General features: G+C 67.1%; 19 protein-coding genes. 7 read left to right on the forward strand and 12 right to left on the reverse strand.

Going from position 1 to position 20,211, the window contains the following annotated elements; all coding sequences use genetic code 11:
• Positions 1-25 precede the first annotated feature (25 nt).
• Positions 26-934 (reverse strand): SDR family NAD(P)-dependent oxidoreductase, encoded by a 909-nt coding sequence (locus Q8814_RS06200; RefSeq protein ID WP_330151144.1) that lies wholly within the window; start codon positions 932-934, stop codon positions 26-28.
• 58 nt (positions 935-992) lie between these two features.
• Positions 993-1,592 (reverse strand): histidine phosphatase family protein, encoded by a 600-nt coding sequence (locus Q8814_RS06205; RefSeq protein WP_330151160.1) that lies wholly within the window; start codon positions 1,590-1,592, stop codon positions 993-995.
• A 120-nt stretch (positions 1,593-1,712) separates the two neighbouring features.
• Here Q8814_RS06205 and Q8814_RS06210 point away from each other — a divergent pair, with 120 nt between their 5' ends.
• Together Q8814_RS06210 and Q8814_RS06215 are read left to right on the forward strand one after the other, a co-directional pair.
• Positions 1,713-2,483: an arsenate reductase/protein-tyrosine-phosphatase family protein gene (locus Q8814_RS06210; RefSeq protein ID WP_408015845.1), complete on the forward strand. Its 771-nt coding sequence runs from the start codon at positions 1,713-1,715 to the stop codon at positions 2,481-2,483.
• Positions 2,480-2,905: a VOC family protein gene (locus tag Q8814_RS06215; protein WP_330151145.1), complete on the forward strand. Its 426-nt coding sequence runs from the start codon at positions 2,480-2,482 to the stop codon at positions 2,903-2,905. The genes Q8814_RS06210 and Q8814_RS06215 overlap by 4 nt, the downstream gene beginning before the upstream one ends.
• On the opposite strand, the gene lysX is transcribed toward Q8814_RS06215, so the two are convergent.
• Together lysX and Q8814_RS06225 are read right to left on the reverse strand one after the other, a co-directional pair.
• On the reverse strand, positions 2,886-6,209 hold the full coding sequence (gene lysX / locus Q8814_RS06220) for a bifunctional lysylphosphatidylglycerol synthetase/lysine--tRNA ligase LysX (RefSeq protein WP_330151146.1): 3,324 nt from the start codon (positions 6,207-6,209) through the stop codon (positions 2,886-2,888). The two genes, Q8814_RS06215 and lysX, sit on opposite strands and share 20 nt — an antisense overlap.
• Positions 6,210-6,329: 120 nt before the next feature.
• Positions 6,330-8,441 (reverse strand): MMPL family transporter, encoded by a 2,112-nt coding sequence (locus Q8814_RS06225; RefSeq protein ID WP_330151147.1) that lies wholly within the window; start codon positions 8,439-8,441, stop codon positions 6,330-6,332.
• A 255-nt stretch (positions 8,442-8,696) separates the two neighbouring features.
• Here Q8814_RS06225 and Q8814_RS06230 point away from each other — a divergent pair, with 255 nt between their 5' ends.
• Positions 8,697-9,479, forward strand: a complete 783-nt coding sequence (locus Q8814_RS06230; RefSeq protein ID WP_330151148.1) for a putative protein N(5)-glutamine methyltransferase — start codon at positions 8,697-8,699, stop codon at positions 9,477-9,479.
• Between the two features lie 8 nt (positions 9,480-9,487).
• On the opposite strand, the gene Q8814_RS06235 is transcribed toward Q8814_RS06230, so the two are convergent.
• A complete protein-coding gene (locus Q8814_RS06235; RefSeq protein WP_330151162.1) occupies positions 9,488-10,222 on the reverse strand; it encodes an anti-sigma factor in 735 nt (244 codons plus the stop codon).
• The gene (locus Q8814_RS06240; protein ID WP_408015846.1) at positions 10,215-10,844 is read right to left on the reverse strand and encodes a sigma-70 family RNA polymerase sigma factor; all 630 of its coding nucleotides are present in this window, start codon (positions 10,842-10,844) and stop codon (positions 10,215-10,217) included. Before Q8814_RS06240 ends, Q8814_RS06235 begins: the two co-directional genes overlap by 8 nt.
• 205 nt (positions 10,845-11,049) lie before the next feature.
• Here Q8814_RS06240 and Q8814_RS06245 point away from each other — a divergent pair, with 205 nt between their 5' ends.
• Together Q8814_RS06245 and Q8814_RS06250 are read left to right on the forward strand one after the other, a co-directional pair.
• The gene (locus Q8814_RS06245; protein WP_330151150.1) at positions 11,050-11,706 is read left to right on the forward strand and encodes a fasciclin domain-containing protein; all 657 of its coding nucleotides are present in this window, start codon (positions 11,050-11,052) and stop codon (positions 11,704-11,706) included.
• Between the two features lie 50 nt (positions 11,707-11,756).
• Positions 11,757-12,338 (forward strand): lipocalin family protein, encoded by a 582-nt coding sequence (locus Q8814_RS06250; protein ID WP_330151163.1) that lies wholly within the window; start codon positions 11,757-11,759, stop codon positions 12,336-12,338.
• A gap of 81 nt (positions 12,339-12,419) precedes the next feature.
• Here Q8814_RS06250 and Q8814_RS06255 read toward each other — a convergent pair whose 3' ends face one another.
• The 3 genes from Q8814_RS06255 to Q8814_RS06265 form a co-directional block, all read right to left on the reverse strand.
• Positions 12,420-13,904 carry an SDR family oxidoreductase gene (locus tag Q8814_RS06255; protein WP_330151151.1) on the reverse strand — a complete coding sequence of 495 codons (1,485 nt, stop codon included), beginning with the start codon at positions 13,902-13,904 and terminating at the stop codon, positions 12,420-12,422.
• Positions 13,901-15,265 carry a TIGR01777 family oxidoreductase gene (locus Q8814_RS06260; protein ID WP_330151152.1) on the reverse strand — a complete coding sequence of 455 codons (1,365 nt, stop codon included), beginning with the start codon at positions 15,263-15,265 and terminating at the stop codon, positions 13,901-13,903. The genes Q8814_RS06255 and Q8814_RS06260 overlap by 4 nt, the downstream gene beginning before the upstream one ends.
• 236 nt (positions 15,266-15,501) lie before the next feature.
• Entirely contained in the window at positions 15,502-16,857 is a 1,356-nt protein-coding gene (locus Q8814_RS06265; protein ID WP_330151153.1) for a cryptochrome/photolyase family protein, read from the reverse strand.
• Between the two features lie 42 nt (positions 16,858-16,899).
• Here Q8814_RS06265 and Q8814_RS06270 point away from each other — a divergent pair, with 42 nt between their 5' ends.
• Positions 16,900-17,124 carry an RNA-binding S4 domain-containing protein gene (locus Q8814_RS06270; RefSeq protein WP_330151154.1) on the forward strand — a complete coding sequence of 75 codons (225 nt, stop codon included), beginning with the start codon at positions 16,900-16,902 and terminating at the stop codon, positions 17,122-17,124.
• Positions 17,125-17,131: 7 nt separating this feature from the next.
• Here Q8814_RS06270 and rraA read toward each other — a convergent pair whose 3' ends face one another.
• A complete protein-coding gene (gene rraA, locus Q8814_RS06275) occupies positions 17,132-17,626 on the reverse strand; it encodes a ribonuclease E activity regulator RraA (protein WP_330151155.1) in 495 nt (164 codons plus the stop codon).
• A 156-nt stretch (positions 17,627-17,782) separates the two neighbouring features.
• Between rraA and Q8814_RS06280 the strand changes: the two genes are divergently transcribed.
• A complete protein-coding gene (locus Q8814_RS06280) occupies positions 17,783-18,532 on the forward strand; it encodes a FadR/GntR family transcriptional regulator (RefSeq protein WP_330151156.1) in 750 nt (249 codons plus the stop codon).
• Positions 18,533-18,536: 4 nt separating this feature from the next.
• On the opposite strand, the gene Q8814_RS06285 is transcribed toward Q8814_RS06280, so the two are convergent.
• Positions 18,537-18,911: a DUF5313 family protein gene (locus Q8814_RS06285; RefSeq protein ID WP_330151157.1), complete on the reverse strand. Its 375-nt coding sequence runs from the start codon at positions 18,909-18,911 to the stop codon at positions 18,537-18,539.
• Positions 18,912-18,929: 18 nt separating this feature from the next.
• The coding region (locus tag Q8814_RS06290) for an AMP-dependent synthetase/ligase (protein WP_330151158.1) at positions 18,930-20,211 on the reverse strand (1,282 nt) is incomplete at its 5' end.

The following is a 20,211-nucleotide window of genomic DNA, read 5'->3' on the forward strand; positions in this document are numbered from 1 at the left end:
GGTAGCAGCACTCAGGGTATGTGGGTCAGTCGATGTCGAACCGGGCGCCCGCCCGCATGACCCGTGGTGCCAGCCGGCTCAGCCACTTGCGGGCCTTCGCGCCCGGCGCGACCGTGACGAGGGGCCGGTTGTGGCGGACCGCGAGCACGATGGCGTCGGCGACCCGCTCGGGCGCCACGTGCAACTTGCGGTAGAGCGCAAGGGAAGCCTTGCGGCGGCGGGAACGTATCTCCCGGTCGGGTGCCACATATTTGGTGTTCCGGATCAGGTTCGTGTTCACCAGGTCCGGGCACACCACCGTCACGCCGATGCCGTGCTCGATCAAGTCTGCGCGCAGGCACTCCGAGAGCATGAACACCGCAGACTTGCTCGTGGTGTATGCCGCGAGGTTCCGTTGCGGCATGAAGGCTGCCGCCGACGAGACGTTCACGATGTGCCCGCCTGCGCCGCGCTCGATGATCTGGGACGCAAACGCGCGGCACCCGTAGACGACTCCCCAGAAGTTGACGTTCATGACTTCCTCGAAGGTGCTCTGCGGAGTGTCGAGGAACGGACCGATCACCCCGATCCCCGCGTTGTTCACCAGGATGTCGGGGACTCCGTGCCGGGTGCGCACCGTTTCTGCGAACTCACGAACCTGTTCCTCGACGGACACGTCGAGTTCGTACGCGTGCGCCCCTCCGCCGAACACCGCCGCCGGGCCCGGGGACGTCTCCGGGGAGTCGATCAGCCCGACGGTTTCCAGCGCACTGTCGAGATCCTTGTCTGCTACCACCACGATCGCGCCCGCGGCCGCGAACGCGCGGGCAGAGGCACGGCCGATGCCGCTACCTCCGCCGGTCACCACCACGAGGGTGCCGGTCAGATCGCGCAGTCGGGAACGCAGCGCGGCACCGGCGCGCCACCGCCGAATCTGGGCCAACCGGGTAGGCATAGGTTCCATCCAACACGACCGCCCTGCCGGGCGCGCGGAAAAGCGGCCGGCGTGGCGATCACACGCGCAGCATGTCGCGGACGTGACCTGTCTCGTTGATCGAGGCGACGCGGCGCGCGCCGCTGCGCGAGATGAGGAGCCGCGACACCGACGCATAGTCGATGGGGAAGGTGAGCGGGCGTTCGAGCCCGAGGACCTGCTGGAACAGCACATTGATGACGCCGCCGTGCGCGACGATCACCGCGGTGTCGGAGTGCTCGCACGAGCGCACGATCTCGTCGACGGCGTCGAGAACGCGGGTGCGGAAAAGTTCCGCGTTCACGAAGTCGGGCAGATGCCCGGCACGGATGCGTGCGTAGGAGTCGGGTGCGAGGTCCCGGGCGGTGTCGATCGGAATGTAGTGGTCGAGCCCGTAGTCGTATTCGGCCAGCCCTTCCACCCGGTTCACGGGCAGTTGCCGCGTCGTTGCGAGCGGCGCCGCGGTTTCGAGGGCGCGCCGCTGCGGGCTGCAGAACAGCTTCGCGATCCGGTACGGGGAGAGGGCGTCGGGCAGGCGGTCTGCCTGGAGGCGACCTTCTTCGGTGAGCGGCGGATCGGCGGCGCCCTCCTCGACCAGTGCGAGGGCGGGCAGGGCGTGACGAATCAGAAGAAGCTGCACGCCGATCACGATGCCATGCGCGCGGATCGTCATCTCCATCGGTGGCAGCGCGGTTTCACGTGAAACTGCGCGTCGCATTTCCATCAATCCGATTTGATGTAATGGGGGTATTCTGGCCATGTGATGCTGTTGCGTCGACCCGTCCCGTCCTTCTTGCAGCTGTCGGCCCATCCGCTGCGGTGGCAGTTGCTGGTCATGCTGTCGGCCAGCGACTACCGCGTCCGGGAACTGGTGAAGATGGTCGGCGAGTCGCAGAACCTGATTTCGTACCATCTGCGCCTGCTGCGCGACGGCGGCCTGGTGACGGCCACCCGTAGCAGCTTCGACGGCCGCGACAGTTACTACCACCTGGACCTGGAGCGCTGCACCGAACTGCTGGCCGGTGCCGGTAATGCCCTGCACCCGGCGCTCCGTCTCGATCCCGCACCGTCGCCGTTCCACCCGACCGGGCGTGTGGAGGTGCTGTTCGTGTGCGGCGGCAACAGTGCCCGGTCGGTGATCGCGGAGACACTGCTGCTCCGACATACCGACGACCGGGTCGATGCGGCCAGCGCCGGAACGAGCCCCAAGCCGGACATGCATCCGGACGCAGCGCGGGTGCTGCGGGAGGAATTCGGTATCGACATCTCCGGCCGGCGTCCCCGTCACCTCGACAGTCTCGCCGATCGCCGGTTCGACACGGTGATCACCTTGTGCGACAAGGCTCGTGAAGCCTGTCCGGAGTTCGGCGACGACACGCGCCGGATCCACTGGAGTATTCCCGACCCGGCCGCGGGTGGCAGCGACGAAGACACCTACCCGGCTTTCCGGGCCACCGCCGCCGAGATCGACACCCGCATCCGGTACCTGCTGCCGATCCTTACCACCGCGCGTGAAAGGAGAGAACAATGATCCCCACCAACGAGTACACCAATGTCCGCTACCTCGTCGACGACGTGCCCGCAGCCATCGACTTCTACACCGGCCCTCTGGGTTTCACCCTGAATTCGCACCCGGCTCCGCCCTTTGCCGATGTGGTCCTCGGGTCGCTACGCCTGTTGCTGTCCGGTCCCGCCAGCTCGGGCGCCCGCGCCACCCCTGGCGACGTCGCCGCGGCGGGCAGCGGCCGTATCCAGCTCATCGTCACCGACCTGGATGCCGAGATCGCTCGTCTGCGCGAGGCACGCGTCGATTTTCGCAGCGACGCGGTCACCGGGCCGGGCGGTCGCCAGATCCTGATCGCCGACCCCGCCGGCAACCTGATCGAACTGTTCCAGCCCGCGGCCGACCGGCGTGAAGGTCAAATCCCGGCCGTCAGTGCCGACGGGGTTTGACGAACGGGAACGCCAGGGATTCACGGATACTGCCCCCGAGGATCAACATCACGATCCGGTCGACGCCCATGCCGAGACCGCCGGTGGGGGGCATCGCGTGCTCGAGTGCCCGCAGGAAGTCCTCGTCGAGCTCCATCGCTTCGTCGTCGCCACCGGCGGCGAGCCTCGACTGCTCGGTGAGCCGGGCGCGCTGTTCGATCGGATCGGTCAGTTCGCTGTACGCGGTGCCCAGCTCGACACCCCAGGCCACGAGATCCCATTTCGCCGCGACCCCCCGTTTCCTGGGGTGCGGTCGCGTCAGCGGCGACACGGACGTCGGGAAGTCGGTGTAGAACGTGGGAAATTCGGTGCGGGATTCGACGAGGTGCTCGTACATCTCCTGCGCGGTCGCTCCGGCATCCCACGCGAGGTCATAGCCGATCTCGCGTTCGTCGCACATCCGTCGCAGGACCGAGGTGGGAGTCTCGGCATCGACGAACGTGCCCAGAGCTTCGGAGAGCGCGTCGTAGAAGGTCTTGACGGGCCACTGCCCCGAGATGTCGATCTCGACGCGCTCGCCGTTCGGTTCGCGGCGCACGACGATCTCCCGTCCGTGCGCGGCGACGGCCGCGTGCTGCACGAGTTCGCGCGCGAGCACCATCATCTCCTCGTAGTCGCTGTGCGCCTCGTAGGCCTCGAGAATCGTGAATTCGGGGTTGTGCTTGAAGTCGGCGCCCTCGTTGCGGAACACCCGCCCGATTTCGAACACCTTCTCCATGCCGGCCACACACAGCCTCTTGAGATACAGCTCGGGTGCGATCCGCAGGTACAGATCGGCGTCGTAGGCGTTGATGTGGGTGAGGAACGGGGCCGCATTGGCGCCCCCGTGCACCGACTGCAGGATCGGCGTCTCGACCTCGAGGTATCCCCGGAGCTGCAGCTGATCGCGCAACGACCGGACCACCGCGCTGCGAGCGGCGAGCAGTGTCCGTGCGTCGCGGTCGACGGCCAGGTCGACGTAGCGTTGCCGCACCTTGGCCTCGGGGTCGACGAGGCCGTGCCACTTGTCGGGCAGGGGATGCAGGCACTTGCCGTTGATGCGCCACGAGTCGGCGAGCAACGAGATCTCCCCGCTGCGGCTGCGGCCCATCACGCCGGCGACCTCGACGAGGTCGCCGAGGTCGAACAGGAAGCGTCGCCCGGACACCCGTTCGCGGTCGACGAGGATCTGGATGTCGCCGGACCAGTCGCGCAGCACCGCGAACAGGACACCGCCGAAGTCGCGGATCCGCAGCACACGTCCGGCGACCGCAGCCGAGGTTCGGGCAGGCGACGCCTTCGCGGCCGCGACACTGTGTGAGGGTGCCTCGGCCACCGGGTACGGGTCCACGCCGTGCTCGATGATCCGTTCCAGTTTGTCCATTCGGACCCGGACCTGTTCCGGGCGATCCCGTTCCGGTGTGTCGACGTGCACGAGTGCGACGGTTCCGGGGTCGGGGGCGCTTCCGTCGTGGTGCAGGCCCTCGGAGACGGGCAGGTCCTCGGGGAACGACGACTGGGTGCCGGTGTGACGGCGCATGTTCCGGCGCCCGAACGTGGGAACCGGAAGGAAACCTTCGGCGATGGCGGAAGCCATTCCGACACGCGGGATTTCGCGGTTCTCGCGGAAGCAGAGGTAGCGGGGGACCCACTGCGGACGGTACTTGACGTTGGACCGGTAGAGGGCTTCGAGCTGCCACCATCGGGAGAAGAACAGCAGGATCGAACGCCACAGTCGCAGGATCGGGCCGGCGCCGATCCGGGAGCCCTCCTCGAATGCCGCGCGGAACACCGCGAAATTCAACGAAATCCGGGTGATTCCGAAAGTCTCGGCGTGCGCGGCGAGTTCCGACACCATCAGTTCGACGACGCCGTTGGGGGCGTGCGGGTCGCGGCGCATCAGGTCCAGCGAGACGCCGTCCTCGCCCCACGGCACCAGCGACAGCATCGCCACCACGGTCCCGTCCGCGACGGCCTCGACGAGCAGGCAGTCGCCGTCGAGAGGATCGCCGAGGCGTCCGAGCGCCATCGAAAAGCCCCGCTCGGTTTCGGTGTCGCGCCACTGGTCGGCGAGCCGGATCACCTCTGCCATCGCAACCGGCGACAGCTCGCGATGTCGCAGGATGCGCACGGACACACCATGTTTACGGGCGCGACTCACTGCCTGCCGGACCGGTCGCATGTCCCGGCCGGCGAGGCCGAACTCCTTCGGGATCAGGACGGCTTCGTCTCCGAGTTGCAGAACGGAAAGTCCTGCACGGTGATACGCGACCGCACCGTCTTCGCTTGCACCCATCACCGCCGGTGTCCACCCGTATGCGTCTGCGAGCAGCAACCATTCGTCGATCGCATGCGACCAGGCCTCGGGATCGCCGATCGGATCGCCGGAGGCCAGGCAGACGCTCACCTCGACGCGGTAGGTGATCGCGGCCTTGCCGCTCGGCGCGAACACGACGGCCTTGTCGCGCCGCGTCGCGAAGTAGGCGAGTGAGTCGGAGCCGGCATGGTCGAGCAGGCCACGGATTGCGGACTCGTCGCTTCCGGTGAGCGCGTTCTCCGAGCGTTGCGTTCGGAACAGCACGAGCAGCGCTGCGAGCAGGGCGAGCGCTCCCAGCAGGCCGAGGACGGTATTGACCAGACCGTACGGCCGTCCACCGAACTGGTCGTTGTCGATGAACGTGAGCGTGGTGACCCGGTTGAATGCCCACAGGAACCGGTCGGCGGGCGGCAGGGAACCGGGAAAGAGTTCGACGAGTCCCCATCCGAGCAGGGTCCCGGCCACGAGGCCCGCGATCAGCACGGCCAGCGACTTCCATACCGCACCACGACGCACCCGGGTGTAGAACTCGGGATAGGCGAGCAGCAGCAGCGCGATGAGCGCGAGATGCACCACCAGCGCGCCGGCATGGTGGAGATCGCGATCGGTGATGGAGAAGAGAAGATTCGTGATGGCGAATCCGCCGAAGTAGATCGTCAGGATCCACCAGGCGACGCGCTTGCGTCCCGCGGTCGCACCGGCCAGCAGTGCGACGACGAGAGCGAACGACAGGCTCGTGTCGGGAGCGTCGAGGTAGTACTCGTCGAGGTACTCGCGCGGCGCATGAATCCAGAATCTCAGCGTCGGCGAGATCGACCACAGCGCGATCGCCGTGGCGTAGACGGCCAGGGCCACCCCGGCGATGTGCGGCAGTGCGGTCAGGCGACCGTGGAGCGGTGCGGGCGCTGGGGAAGCCGGGGCCGCCACCGGGGACGGCTGATCCGGCCTCGCGGTGAGATCCGCAGACATGCATCGACCGTAGCGCCGCCGGCCCCCGGAAGCGACACCAACCGGTGATTCTCCCGTTTGTCACTATCCGCACTGCCGCGGGTTACCCTGTCACCTCACATCAGTACGGCTGTACGGACGTCACTTTCGGTCACCGGTGGTGGCGGGTTCGTCGACGGGCTCCTTCTCCCGTTCGGGTTCGGCGCGGGCCAGCGCGCTCGGCCACCAGACCTTCTTTCCGATGTCGACCGTCAGTGCCGGCACCAGCAGCGACCGGACCAGCAGCGCATCGAGAAGCACACCGAACGCGACGATGAACGCGAGTTGGGCGAGGAACAGCAGCGGGATCACGGCCAGTGCCGAGAACGTCGCGGCGAGAACGATACCCGCGGAGGTGATCACCCCGCCCGTGACGGTGAGTGCTCGCAGCGTGCCGCGCGTCGTCCCGACCTTCTGCGTTTCCTCCCGCACTCGCGTCATGAGGAAGATGTTGTAGTCGATACCCAGCGCGACAAGGAACACGAAGCCGAACAGGGGAACGACGGGGTCGGCGCCCGGGAAGCCGAACACGTGGTTGAACAGCAGCGACGACACGCCCAGCGTTGCCGCGAACGACACGATCACGGTGAGCATGAGCAGGATCGGCGCGACGATCGCGCGGAGCAGGACGATCAGGACGAGCAGCACCACGATCGTCACCACGGGAATGATGACCGTGCGGTCGCGGGTAGCGGTCGTCTTGGTGTCGAGATCGACGGCGGTCGGTCCGCCGACGAGCGCTTCGGCGTCGGGCACCGTACGGACGCTGTCGCGGATGCGTACGACGGTGTCCTCGGCGGCGAGGGAGTCGGCCGCGTCGTCCAGGGTGGCCTGTACCGCGACGAGACCGTCGACGACGGTCGGTGCTCCGTCGGGTCCGGTGACGGGTTCGACAGCAGCCGTCCCTTCCACCCGGGCGGCGTCCACGACGGCGTCGAGGGCGGATTCGCGGGCGACGATGATGGTGGGCGCGCCGGTTCCGGCATCGAAGTGCTCGCCGAGAACCTGCTGTCCGGTCTTGGAGTCGGTCTGCAGCAGGAAGAGGTCGGACGATGCGACACCACTCGCCTTGAACTGGGGCATCAGCAGCGCGAACGCGACCAGGGCGAGGCTGCACACGATCCAGATGGGACGGGGCCGGGATCCGACCCACTGTGCGACCCGGCTCCAGAACCGGTGGGTGTCCGCCAGATTTTCGCTGTCGAAGTCCGGGTCGTATTTCGGGCGGGTCGGCCAGAAGGCGACGCGGCCGAGCAGTACGAGGGCCGCAGGAAGGAACGTCACCGAGGCGATGAACGAGGTTGCGATGCCGATCGCCGCGACCGGGCCGAGCCCGCGGTTGGAATTGAGGTCGGACAGCAGCAGGCACAGCACGCCGAGGATGACGGTGCCGGCGGAAGCGGCGATCGGCTCGATGGACGCGCGCCACGCGGTGCGCATGGCGTCGTACTTGTCCTGCCGGACCCGCAGTTCCTCGCGGTACCGGGAGACGAGCAGCAGGGCGTAGTCCGTCGCGGCGCCGAAGACCAGGATGAACATGATGCCCTGGCTCTGGCCGTTGAGGGCGATGACGTCGGCGTCGGCGAGCAGGTAGACGAGCAGGCTGGCGAGGGCGAGCGCGAAGACGGCCGAGATGATGACGACGAAGGGAAGGATCGGGCTGCGGTACACGACGATGAGAATGACGAGCACGACTCCGCCCGCAACGAGGAGCAGCAGGCCGTCGATGCCGGCGAATGCGGAGGACAGGTCGGCGGCTTGCCCCGCGGGACCGGTGACGTACACGGTCAGGCCGTCCGGCGCTTCGGCGAGAGACTCCCGCAACTGCTCCACGGCGTCCTGGACTTCGCCGCCGGCGTCGATCGGGACGATCATCTGCACCGCTTCACCGTCTTCCGACGGGATGGGCGGAGGCCCGACAGACCGGATCGCGACGAATCCGATGTCCTGCTCGGTGATTCCGCCGTCACGCTCGGCGACGACGATGGCCGGAATGGCGTTGCTGTCGCGGAACTGTGCGTAGATCTCGTCGGCGCGGGTGGATTCCGCCGAGGCCGGGAGGAAGGAGCTCGCGTCGGTGGATGCCACCTCGCTCAGCTTGCCGGCGAACGGTCCGCCGCCGCCCGCTGCCACGAGCCACGCAATGAGTAGCAGAGCGGGCAGCAGCCAGCGCCACCGTCCGGTTTTGCGTGCGGGAGCGGAAGTGGTGCTCAAGATTCCTCCTGGCGTAAACGAATAAGGGACTGAGTCGATTGCTCGTCGAATGGGTGTGCGCGTACAGCCGGCCGGTCCGTCGCCGCACGGTAGAAAACAGATGCGCCTCGCGGCGGTGCTCCGGTACCCTTTGCCCGGTCGGACACCCGCCCGGGGACGACAGGTTCGCTGCCGCTGGTCGCGGTGGTGTGCCGTCCTGGCGTCCTCGGTCCCGAGGCGATTCGGAGACAACCCTGCACTCCGGAAGGTGCACTCATGATGGTGGTTTCATCTCGCCAACTCGAATCGAGCATCGCCGCCACACTCAGATCCGCGGGCTGCGTGTTCGCCGAGGACGAAGCGCGGCTGTTGCTGGACGAGGCGTCGACCGTCGCCGATCTCGCCGCGCTCGTGACTCGGCGGGTCTCGGGTGAGCCACTCGAGCACATCGTCGGCTGGGTCGCGTTCTGCGGTGAGCGGATGGCCGTGGACCCGGGTGTGTTCGTGCCCCGCCGCCGCACCGAATTCCTGGTGCACTGCGCGACCGAGGTCGCGCCCGCGCGACCGGTCGTCGTCGACATGTGCTGCGGCTCCGGCGCGGTGGCGGCCGCCCTGCACACGATGTTCGACGCGAGCGAGGTCTATGCCGCCGACATCGATCCGGCGGCGGTGCGCTGTGCTCGCCGCAACCTGCCCGCGGAACGCGTGTTCCAGGGTGATCTGTACGCTCCTCTGCCCGGGGCGCTGTACGGGCACGTCGACGTGCTGGTCGCCAACGCCCCGTACGTTCCCACCGGAGCATTGAGCGCGATGCCGCGGGAGGCGCGATGCAGCGAACCCCGCGTAGCGCTCGACGGCGGCAGCGACGGACTCGACATCCACCGCCGCCTGGCGTCCGGCGCGGCCCACTGGCTCGCACCGAACGGTTGCCTGCTGATCGAGACGGCGGAAAGTCAGGCCGGTACCGCGCAACAGATCTTCGCCCGGGCCGGGCTGGCGCCCCGCGTCGTATCGTCCGACGACCTCGACGCAACGGTCGTTGTCGGGTTCTCCCGCTGAGCGCATCGTCAGCCCAGCGGCAGTTCGGCGAACAGCGCCGTCGGTTGTTTCGATCCGCCCGCCGGTTCGATGCTGAATGCGAGTGCGGTCGCGCCCGAGATTTCCTCCAGCACAGCGGTGGTCGACGGCGCCACATCTTCGGGCGTCATCGTGCCGGCAGAGGATGCACCCTCGGGTCCGATGAGCCACATCTGGTAGACGGTGCCCTCGGTGGGCGGAGCGACGTTGTTCATCACCAGAACACCCGCGTCGACCTCCTTGGAGAACACGACCGTGGCGGTTCCGCCGCCGTCGAGCACGCCGGTTGTGGTGCGCACGTCGTCGGCGGCGAGCACCTGTGCGGTTGTCGGTTGGTCGGAGGCGCCCGGCCACTGGGAAGCGACAACCACACCGCCGAGCGCGACGACCAGCGCGGCGGCCGCGACGAGCAGGAAGTTGCGGCGACGACTCTGCCGACGGCGTTCGTCGAGCGAGATCGGCGGAGGCTGCGCCGCCTCCTGCTCCTCGTGTGCGATCCGGTCGAGGAGGCGGGACCGCAGCTCCGGTGAGGGCTCGGCGGTGTGCGCCGCGGAGAGCTCGGCCAGCACCTCGCGGAACAGGCAGACCTCGGCGTCGAATGCTGCGGCCACCTCCGGGCCCGAATCGGCGAGTCGGGTCGCGACTTCGTCCCGCTCGGCCGACGACAGAGCGTCCATCGCCACGATGGGTGCCATGTCGAGCACTTCGCGGTCGGATTCACGCATCATCACCGGTCACCCCCAGACAGTTCTTCAGTCGGATAAGACCGTCGCGAATTCTCGATTTGACGGTCGGTAACGAAGCGGAAAGTTCTTCCGCGACTTCGCGATAGGTCAATCCGCGATAGTAGGCGAGTTCGACGGATCTGCGCTGTAGCTCGGTGAGCGTGCCCAGGCAGTCCACCACCCGCCGGCCCTCGTCGCGCTGTGTCACCTCTTCGCTCACGGAATCGAATGCGGCATCGACCGTTCCCGCCCCGTAGTTCGATTCACGATCTGCTCCGGACTGTTCGCTCCGCACCCGGTCCACGGCACGGCGGTGTGCCAGTGTGATCAACCACGACAGCGCCGAGCCCTGACGAGGGTCGAAGGTCTCCGCCGATTTCCAAACCTGCAGGTAGACCTCTTGGGTTGTCTCTTCGCTGTAGCCCGGATCGCGCAGCACTCGCAGTACCATTCCGAATACGCGGGTGCGCGTGGCGTCGTACAGCTCGGCGAACGCAGCCTGATCCCGGGTTGCCACTCGTTCGAGCAGCACCCCCAATGTGTCGGTATCTCTCCCGACCCCTGCCATCACCGCTGTCCGCTCATCGAACGGAAGCCTAACCCGGCGATCGAACCCACTCAAGGCGACTGCGGCCGTCATGGTGTTCACCTCCACCGAGTTCATCCGACGATTTGTCCATGACCGTTGTTCGTGGCCGGCGGCCGTCCGGATGGGTCCGAAAAGAATATTGCGAACCCACCCATCCACCCCGGCACCGGTACCGAATGCCCGATGACACACCTGATCGACGTGGTCTCCGGCCACGACACCGAAGGGAATTCGAACGATGAATATCAACACGCGGAAGAGCTTTGCGGCAGTCGGAATCGGTGCGATGGCCCTCGTGGGTGTCGCGGCCTGCTCGTCGGACGAGTCGGATACGACGACGGAGACCAGTGCGGCCACCGCCACCACGACGTCCATGATGGAAACGACCACCGCCGAGGCTGCCGCCTCCGGCCCGGTCGGCCCCGGCTGTGCCGATTACGTCGCCGCCAACCCCTCGGGTCCCGCATCCGTCGAAGAACTGGCGAACCAGCCGGTCGCCGAAGCTGCGGGCAACGTGCCCATCCTGACCACTCTCACCGCCGCGGTGTCGGGTCAGCTCAACCCTGAGGTGAACCTCGTCGAGACACTCAACGGCGGCGAGTTCACGGTGTTCGCCCCCGTCGACGACGCCTTCGCCAAGCTCGACCCGGCCACGGTCGACACCCTGCGGACCGACTCCGCGCTGCTCACCGACATCCTGACCTACCACGTGGTTCCGGGTCAGGTTTCGCCCGCGGATATCGCGGGTACCCAGACCACCGTTCAGGGTGGCACTGTCGAGGCGGCCGGTTCGGGCGAGAACCTGACGGTCAACGAGGCCAACGTGATCTGCGGTGGCATCGAGACCGAGAACGCGACCGTCTACCTCATCGACTCGGTCCTGCTGCCCCAGTAGGGCCGGCACCGTACCCGGAAAGCGGAGGCAGCATGCGGAAGACCAGCACTGTGCGCAGAACCGTTCGGGGCCTCGCGGCGGCGACCATCGCCGCCGCGGGCGCCGCCCTCTTCGCCGCTCCTGCACAAGCGGCACCACTCACCCCCGTCCCACAGCTCGATGTGAACCGGTATGTGGGCGAGTGGTACCAACTCGCCGCGAATCCCGCGCCGTTCAACATCGATTGCGTCCGTGACACCACGGCGGTCTACACACCGATCGACGAACGCAATGTGCGCGTGGAGAACTCGTGCACGACCATCGCTGGGGAGCGGCGCGGGATCGTCGGCAATGCGCGGGTCAACGACACCGCATCGCTCCACGTCTCGTTCCCGGGGGTGCCCACACAGGACTCGCTCGACGGGCCGAGCAATTACATCGTCACCTACCTGGCCGACGATTACTCGTGGGCGTTGGTCGGTGACCCGAGCCGGCTGTCCGGATTCGTCCTGTCCCGGTCGCCGGTGGTCGATGCCGCGGCTTGGCAGCAGATTCGGACCGTCGTCGAGCAGAGCGGGTACAACTCGTGCCTGATGCTCACCTCCCCGACCACCGAGGGGATGCAGGAGATCCGACCGCTCTGCACCGTGTGAGCAGAGTTCGGGGAAGAAGAGAGGGCCGGCGAAATGCCGGCCCTCTCTTCGTGCGTCGCAATTCGATCCACAGGGTGTGGATCAAGCTGTGGATCGACGCGCTGCGGTACCGGCGATGTTCTCGAGCATGCCCTTGAAGATGATGCCGTGGAATGGCAGTAACGAGTACCAGTAGAGGCGGCCCGCAACACCTTTCGGGAAGAAGAGTGCCCGCTGATGCAGCCGGGTGTGCTCGGGACCGAGAGGTTCGACCCGCCACTCGAGCCACGCACCGCCCGGGGCGCGCATCTCCGCGCGCAACCGCAGCAATTGCGGCCGCTCGATGCGTTCGACACGCCAGAAGTCCAGTGCGTCACCGGTATGCAGGGTGCGAGGATCCCTGCGGCCGCGAACGAGACCCACGCCGCCGGCGAATCGATCGAGCCAGCCTCGCACAGTCCACGCCAGCGGGAAGGAATACCAACCGTTTTCGCCGCCGATGCTCTCGATGACCTGCCAGATCTCACCGGCGGAAGTTGCGCAGTCGAGGCTGCGTTCGTCGGTGAAGACGACTTCCCCGGCCCAATCGGGATCGGACGGCAGGGAATCGGCAGGCGCCCCGAGCGGAGAGGCGGACGCCCACGTCGATTCCACGTCGCCGCGCTCGATACGTCCGAGTGCGAGCCGAACCGCGTCGCGGTACCCGGTGAGCCCGTCCGGAGGGGGCGGAATCACCGCGTCGACGTCGTGGTTGCTCATCACCGCGTCGGTGCTCAGGGATTCGATCAAGGCCCGCCCGAGTCCCGGAGGAATAGGGGTGACCAGCCTGATCCACAGTCCTGCCAGCCGCGGGGTGAGAGTGGGCAACACCAGGATCCGCCGTTGCCGGAGACCGGCGACCTCCGCATATACCTGCAGCATCTCGCGGTAGCGCAGGACATCGGGCCCGCCGATATCCAGTGCAAGACTGCGCTGCAGCGGGACGTGCGCCGCAGCGACGAGGTAGTGCAGGACATCCCGGACGGCGATCGGCTGGATCCGGTTGTCCACCCACCGCGGTGTCGTCATGACCGGCAACCTGTTGGACAAATGACGGATCATCTCGAACGACGCCGACCCGGAACCGATCACGACGCCGGCCTGCAGCACGAGAGAGGGGATCCCGGAATCGAGCAGGATTCGTCCGACCTGGGCCCGCGAGCGCAGGTGCGGCGAGAGTTCACCCGTCTCCGGGTGCAGCCCTCCCAGATAGACGATGCGCCCGACCCCGGCCCCGTGCGCCGCGGCCACGACGTTCTCCGCGGCCCGGCGCTCGGCGTCGACGAACTCGTCGCGGCCGCCCATCGAATGCACGAGGTAGTACAGAACGTCGATGTCGCGGAAGGCGGCAGCGAGCGTATCCGGATCGTCGAGATCTCCCTGCACTATTTCCACGTCCCCGGCCCACGGCACGTCGCGGAGTTTGTCGGGGCTGCGCGCCAGCACCCGGACCCGGTATCCGGCGTCGATCAGTCGCGGGGCGAGGCGACCACCGATGTACCCGGTGGCTCCGGTGACGAGGACGCGAAGGGGTTCCGGGGTGGTCAAGAGTTCTCCAGGAGATAGCCGAGCTGGTGGCGCAACGAGGCTTCCAGGTTGGGGCGGCGGAACCGGTGACCGGCGTCGAGCAGTGCTCTCGGCACGACGTACTGGCTTGCGGTGGCGAGTTCACGGGCACCCTGGTCGCCGAGCAGAATCCGGGGGCCGAACGAGGGAACGGGAAGCAGAGCGGGCCGATGGAGTATGTGCGCGAGCGTGCGGGTGTATTCCTCGTTCTGCACCGGCTGCGGCGCAACCGCGTTCACGGGGCCGGACACGGCCGGATCGGTGAGGGCGCGGTGGTACACGTCGACGAGGTCGTCGATGTCGATCCACGACAACCACTGTTTCCCGCTCCCGAGTCTGCCTCCGAGGCCGGCCGCGAAGAGCGGCCGCATCACCTGGAGTGTGCCGCCCCGGGGGGTCTGCACGATACCGGTGCGAACCCGGACGACGCGCAGGCCGCCGTCTTCGGCGGGACGGGTCGCGGCTTCCCAATCGGCGACGACGTCCGCGAGGAAACCCGAGCCACGCGATGCGTGTTCGTCGAGGGGAGCATCACCCCGGTCGAAACCGTAGAGCCCGATTCCGGAGGCGCTCACGAACGTGGCCGGGCCGTTGCTCGTACCGGCCGCGAGTTCCGCGAGCCGACGTGTCGGCTCGATGCGGCTGTCGCGCACCTCGGCCTTGTGCGATTCGGTGAATCGACCGGCGATCGATTCGCCGGCCAGATGCACGACGGCATCGACGCCTTCGAGCAGGTCGGCAGCGGGATCTGCCGGGCTCCAGCAGCGCTCGTGCAGACCCCGGGCATCGCGGCGAACGAGTCGGATGACGCGATAACCGCCGGTGCTCAGAAAGGCGGTCAGGGCGGAGCCGATCAGACCGGAGGAACCGGTGACGGCGACCGTGCCGGGCCGCACGCCCTGCTCGTGCGACATGCGGTGGCTCGCCAGGTCTTCGGCGAGCTGACGATGCCGGTAACGGAACGTCTGCCGGAGGAACCTCTCGGGCACGGGCGTATCGACTCGGTCGATCACCCGGGTGCGGTTCCGGTCGGCGGGCTCGAACCGGTGCTCGTGCCGCCACGAACGGATCAACCCGGGGGGCAAGGACATCAGCCCGTCGCGGCCGAGTGCGTCGACGAAACGGTGTGGGGGATCGTAGGCCTCAGGCTGGTGGTCGGAAATCCAGCGGAGACCTCCGGGCAGGGCGAGAATCGCGCGTCCGTCGGCGAGCGAACCGGCTTCGGAGACGACATTCAGTGGCTGCCACGGTGGAAGCAGGCGATGTATCGCGCCAGGGCGGGTGTGCCAGTCGAATACTTCGTCGCGAGGTGCCTCCACGACACTGCTGTACTCGATACCCATCTGCCCTCCGTGGCTGCGCTACCGGTAACCGAGATTGGTGGGCGGCGCCGGAAACGTCCGGCGCCGCCGTCCGATCACGCAGGAATCATGGTGATCAGAAACATGTAGGCCTCGGCCAGGGGGGTGTGGATAGCCATGAATGCCATATCGACCAGGGCTCGCATGGTTGTCTCCTTCTTGTCGGTGACGGTCGGTCCGTCTGCCTCTCATTCGGTGCCGCCCGGACACCGGATGGGTCACCCGCTCACGGAGATCTCTCCGTACCTCGCCAGCGCCACCTGACGTTCGTGCGCGTGATCCACAATCGGTTCCGGATAGCCGGGCGGTGGCCCGTCCGGGAGCCGATGTACCCGACTGTCCGCGATGCCACGAAGTTCGGGTACCCAGCGACGTACGTACTCACCCGTCGGATCGAACTTTTCGCCCTGCGCGGTGGGGTTGAACACCCGGAAGTAGGGTGCGGCGTCGGTGCCGCTGCCGGCGGTCCACTGCCAATTGTGCTGATTGGATGCCAGGTCACCGTCGACGAGGTGCGCCATGAAGTGCTGCGCACCCCACCACCACGGCAGGTGGAGGTCCTTGGTGAGAAACGACGCGACGACCATTCGCACCCGATTGTGCATCCAGCCCTCGGCGAGCAGCTGCCGCATGCCGGCGTCCACGATCGGATAGCCGGTGCGGCCCTGCTTCCATGCAGAGAAGGCGCGGTCGGCCTCCGGCCCGGTGTCGTAGCGGATGGCGTCGAACCGGCGGTTGTAGTTGCGATAGGCGGTGTCCGGCCGGTGATGCAGGACGTCGGCGTAGAAATCGCGCCAGCACAATTCGCTGCGCAGGGTCGTCGCACCGGCATCGGTGCGTGCCCGCAGATCGTGCAGCACGGTACGCGGGTGGACACACCCGAACTTCAGGTAAGGGGACAGCCGGCTGGTGCCGTCGAGGTCAGGTCGGTCCCGGTCGGTGTCGTAGCGGTCGAGATCGTGGTCGCGGAAGTCGCGCCATCGGCGCAGCGCGGCCGCCTCCCCGGCCGGGGGCAGCTCGACGGCGATGTCGTCGTCGGCCGGAATGGGGATGCGCGCACTTGTGCCGTCCGGGTCGAGCCAGCTCACGGTGGTGACGTCGGTGGCTGCCGGGGGCCGCCACCCGTGGTCGAGCCAGGACCGCCGGTACGGGGTGAACACGCGGTACGGGGTGCCGTCCGCCTTGACGACCCGGCCGGGGGCGACGGCGTACGGCGAACCGGTCCGCACGAGCGGGACATCGCCGAGCGCCGCCTCGACCGTCCGGTCACGGCGTGCCCCGTACGGGGCGTAGTCGGCGCTGATGTGGACCGCCACGGCGTCGAGTTCCTTCGCCAGTTGCGGGATCACGGTGGCGGGGTTGCCGTGGGCGACGAGCAGCCGCCCGCCGAGTTCGTCGTCGAGGGCACGCAGGCATCGCAGCAGGAAGGTACTGCGCGGTCCAGGGCGGAGCAGCGTGTCGTCGAGCACGAATACCGCGGCCGCACCGGCACCTTCGTCGGCTACGTCGAGCAGTTGCGGCAGATCGTGCAGGCGCAGATCTCTGCGGAACCAGATGAGGGCGGGACCGGGCACCCGTCCAGTGTGCGTGACCGGGAATGGGCGACAATGGAAAACATGCCCGACGCTTTCGAAGTACCCATTCGCGACGACTCGATCAGGCTCGGCCAGTTCTTGAAATTGGCGAGCCTGATCGAGTCGGGCGCGGAGGCCAAGGAGGTCATCGCCGACGGCCTCGTCTCGGTCAACGGCGAGGTCGAAGTGAGGCGCGGCCGGCAGCTGCACGCGGGAGACGTCGTCGAGCTCGCCGGGACGAGCGCCCGCGTGGCCCGCGACCTCTGAGCGTGGCTCAGCTCTCGGCGCGTACCACTACGCCGTCGTGGTCGCTGTAGAGGATCTCGCCCGGGTTGAACGTGACGCCCCCGATCTCCACGGGCACGTTCTTTTCGCCGGAGCCGGTCTGGGTGCTCTTGCGGGGGTTGGTGCCGAGAGCCTTGATGCCGATGTCGAGGGTGCGCAGGATCGCGGAGTCGCGCACCGCCCCGTTGACGACGACACCGGCCCAGCCGTTGTCGACCCCGCGGCCGGCGATGATGTCGCCGACGAGCGCGGTATGGATGCTCGCTCCGCCGTCGACGACCAGGACGCCACCGTTGCCGGGCTCCGAGAGGGTCTGCTTGACGAGGAGGTTGTCCTGGAAGCAGCGGATCGTGGTGATCGGGCCCGAGAACTCCGTGCGGCCACCGAACTGGAGGAACTGGGTGTCGCAGCTGCGGATGTCCGGGCCGATCTCGTCGGCGAGGTCGGCGGTGGGCGGGATGTCGTTCGACGTGGCTTCGCTCATGTCGCTGAGGATAGAACGTTCGTCTGCGCTGGTGGAGGGTCGTGACGGGCGCCACCCGCAGACAGGTGGATTATTGACCTCTTGAAAATCTATACCGGTAAATTCTTGTATCCTTGCTCACGAGTTCGCCCCGACCCCGGAATGCAGGACGGTGAAATGCCAATCGACGGACGCTCGACGATTGTTCGCGTGCCCAAGGCGGGCGAACTGATCGCTGCGAGTCTGCGCAGGCAGATCATCACCGGCGAGTTGCAGGCGGGGGAGCCCCTGCCCAACGAAGCGGCGCTCATGGAACGGTACGGCGTGTCCCGGCCGACCCTGCGTGAAGCCTTCCGCATCCTCGAATCCGAAGGCATCATCACCGTGCTGCGCGGCGCGCACGGCGGCGCCCGGGTCCAGGCGCCCGACGGGTCGACCGCCGCCCGGTACACGGGTCTTCTGCTGCAGTACCGCGGCGTGCCCCTCGCCGATGTCTACCGTGCCCGGACCGAACTCGAGGTCGCGGCCGTCGGACTGCTCGCTGCGAAGCCCGACGACCGCATCGATACGCTCTCGGATCTGGTCGAGCGTGGCGAAGCGGTCTTCGGCGACGTACACGCTTTCGCCAAGCACGACACCGAGGTGCACCGCGCGATCATGGAACTCGGTGGCAACGAGACCATGGCCGCGCTCGCGGGGATGCTCCTCGACATCATGGACGCGCACAACGCCCTGTATCTGTCGTCGCGCGCCGAGCAGGACCGGCCCGAGTCGACGTCGGCCCTGCGGGCCCACCGGAAACTCGTTGCGCTGCTTCGGAAGAGTGAACCCGGTGCAGCAGAAGCATTCTGGCGCCGACATCTCGACAGCGTCGAGCGCTACATGACCGGTGATTCCGAGACGACACTCGTCGAAGTGCTGTCCTGATCGCTCAGCGACCGAAGCGGCGTTCGTAGTCGGCGCGTTCACGATCCGCCCGGATGCGGGCCTTCGCGCTGAGCAGTTCCGGGCTCAGTCCGTGCTGCTGGAGACGGTGCCGTTGCCAGACGGGCATGAGTGCCACCGAGAAGTAGATCCACGGCAGCAGCAACAGCAGCATCATCGAGAGCGGAATCCATACCGGTCCGGGAATCAGCAGGAAGAGCAACAGCAGCGGAACGATCGGCAGGTTCCACCGCAGCAGGTACCGGCGGGCGGCGCCGGGGCCGATAACGTCTTCGCGGACCCAGTCCTGCATCTCGACGGGCAGCGGACGACCGATCAGATAGCCGAGTCGCTGAAAAAAATTAGGTCGTGCACTACTCATGTCGCTCAGGATAGATCCTCAGTCGTAGAGCCGTGTAAGGCTCCCCGAGAACGTGTCCACCACCACCTTGCGGCGCAGCTTCATGCTGGGTGTGAGATCGCCGCTCTCGACCGTCAGTTCACGATCGAGAATCGTGAATTTCTTGACCTGCTCCCACCGGTTGAGCTGCAGGTTGAGCTCGTCGATGTACCCGGAGATCAGATCGTGGGTCTTGTCGTGCTGCGAGATCTCGGCGAACGACAGATCGCCCAGGCCGTTCTTGGCGGCCCACTCGGTGATCGATTCGGAGTCGAGGCCCACCAGCGCGACGCAGTACGGCTGGGCTTCGCCGTACACGATGATTTCCGATGCGTACGGGCAGATACCCTTGAACATCGACGCGATCGCCGACGGCGCCACGTACTTGCCCTGGGACGTCTTGAACATGTCCTTCTTGCGGTCGGTGATCCGCAGGTAGCCCTCGTCGTCGAGGCTTCCGATATCGCCGGTGTGGAACCAGCCGTCGGGCTCGAGTGCTTCGGCGGTCGCGTCGGGACGATCGTGGTAGCCGGTCATCACGCCCGGCCCCCTGACGAGTATCTCGCCGTCCTCGGCGATCTTCGCCTCGGTGCCCGGGATCGGCCATCCCACCGTGCCGATCCGGTTGGCGTAGGGCCGGTTCACGAACGACGCCGCGGAAGTCTCGGTGAGTCCGTATCCTTCGAGAACCGGAATGCCGACCGCGTCGAACCATTGCCCCACAGAAGGATTCAGCCCTGCCGAACCGGAGATGAAGAAGCGCAACTTGCCGCCGAACCGTTCACGAACGGTCGAGAACACCAGCTTGTCCGCGACCTTGTGCTGCACCGAATCGAGGAGCCCGGGGGACTTGCCCGCCTGCTTGGCCTTCGAGACGTTCAGGCCCACACCCATCGCCCAATCGAAGATCTTCTTCTTCGCGCCGCCTTCCTCCGCCATCATCCCCTCGACACGCGCATGTGCCTTCTCGAAGATGCGCGGCGCCGCGCCCATGAACGTGGGGTGCACGACTGCGAGGTTCTCGACGATCTTGTCGACCCGTCCGTCGACCGCAGTGGGAAAACCGATCTGAAGCGGCAGCGTCAACAGCACCTTGCCGAAGACGTGCGACAGCGGAAGCCACAGGTACTGCAGATCGTCGTGGCTGAGCAGACCCACCGCGTCGATCGCCGCTGCCTCGTACGTCCACGCCGAGTGCGGCAGCCGCACGCCCTTCGGTTTGCCCGTCGTGCCGGACGTGTAGATCACCGTGGACAGGTGATGGGGCTCGATGCTGTGAATG

Origin of the sequence: Rhodococcus chondri (genome assembly GCF_036327435.1) — a bacterium.
Lineage (GTDB): Bacteria > Actinomycetota > Actinomycetes > Mycobacteriales > Mycobacteriaceae > Rhodococcus > Rhodococcus chondri.

What these genes read in the sequence shown, in the direction of transcription:
- rraA (WP_330151155.1), bottom strand. Translation starts at nt 17,626, where the DNA reads ATGAGCGAAGCCACGTCGAACGACATCCCGCCCACCGCCGACCTCGCC.
- lysX (WP_330151146.1), bottom strand. Translation starts at nt 6,209, where the DNA reads ATGTCTGCGGATCTCACCGCGAGGCCGGATCAGCCGTCCCCGGTGGCG.
- Q8814_RS06215 (WP_330151145.1), top strand. Translation starts at nt 2,480, where the DNA reads ATGATCCCCACCAACGAGTACACCAATGTCCGCTACCTCGTCGACGAC.
- Q8814_RS06260 (WP_330151152.1), bottom strand. Translation starts at nt 15,265, where the DNA reads ATGGGTATCGAGTACAGCAGTGTCGTGGAGGCACCTCGCGACGAAGTA.
- Q8814_RS06245 (WP_330151150.1), top strand. Translation starts at nt 11,050, where the DNA reads ATGAATATCAACACGCGGAAGAGCTTTGCGGCAGTCGGAATCGGTGCG.
- Q8814_RS06235 (WP_330151162.1), bottom strand. Translation starts at nt 10,222, where the DNA reads ATGCGTGAATCCGACCGCGAAGTGCTCGACATGGCACCCATCGTGGCG.
- Q8814_RS06230 (WP_330151148.1), top strand. Translation starts at nt 8,697, where the DNA reads ATGATGGTGGTTTCATCTCGCCAACTCGAATCGAGCATCGCCGCCACA.
- Q8814_RS06285 (WP_330151157.1), bottom strand. Translation starts at nt 18,911, where the DNA reads ATGAGTAGTGCACGACCTAATTTTTTTCAGCGACTCGGCTATCTGATC.
- Q8814_RS06280 (WP_330151156.1), top strand. Translation starts at nt 17,783, where the DNA reads ATGCCAATCGACGGACGCTCGACGATTGTTCGCGTGCCCAAGGCGGGC.
- Q8814_RS06200 (WP_330151144.1), bottom strand. Translation starts at nt 934, where the DNA reads ATGCCTACCCGGTTGGCCCAGATTCGGCGGTGGCGCGCCGGTGCCGCG.
- Q8814_RS06270 (WP_330151154.1), top strand. Translation starts at nt 16,900, where the DNA reads ATGCCCGACGCTTTCGAAGTACCCATTCGCGACGACTCGATCAGGCTC.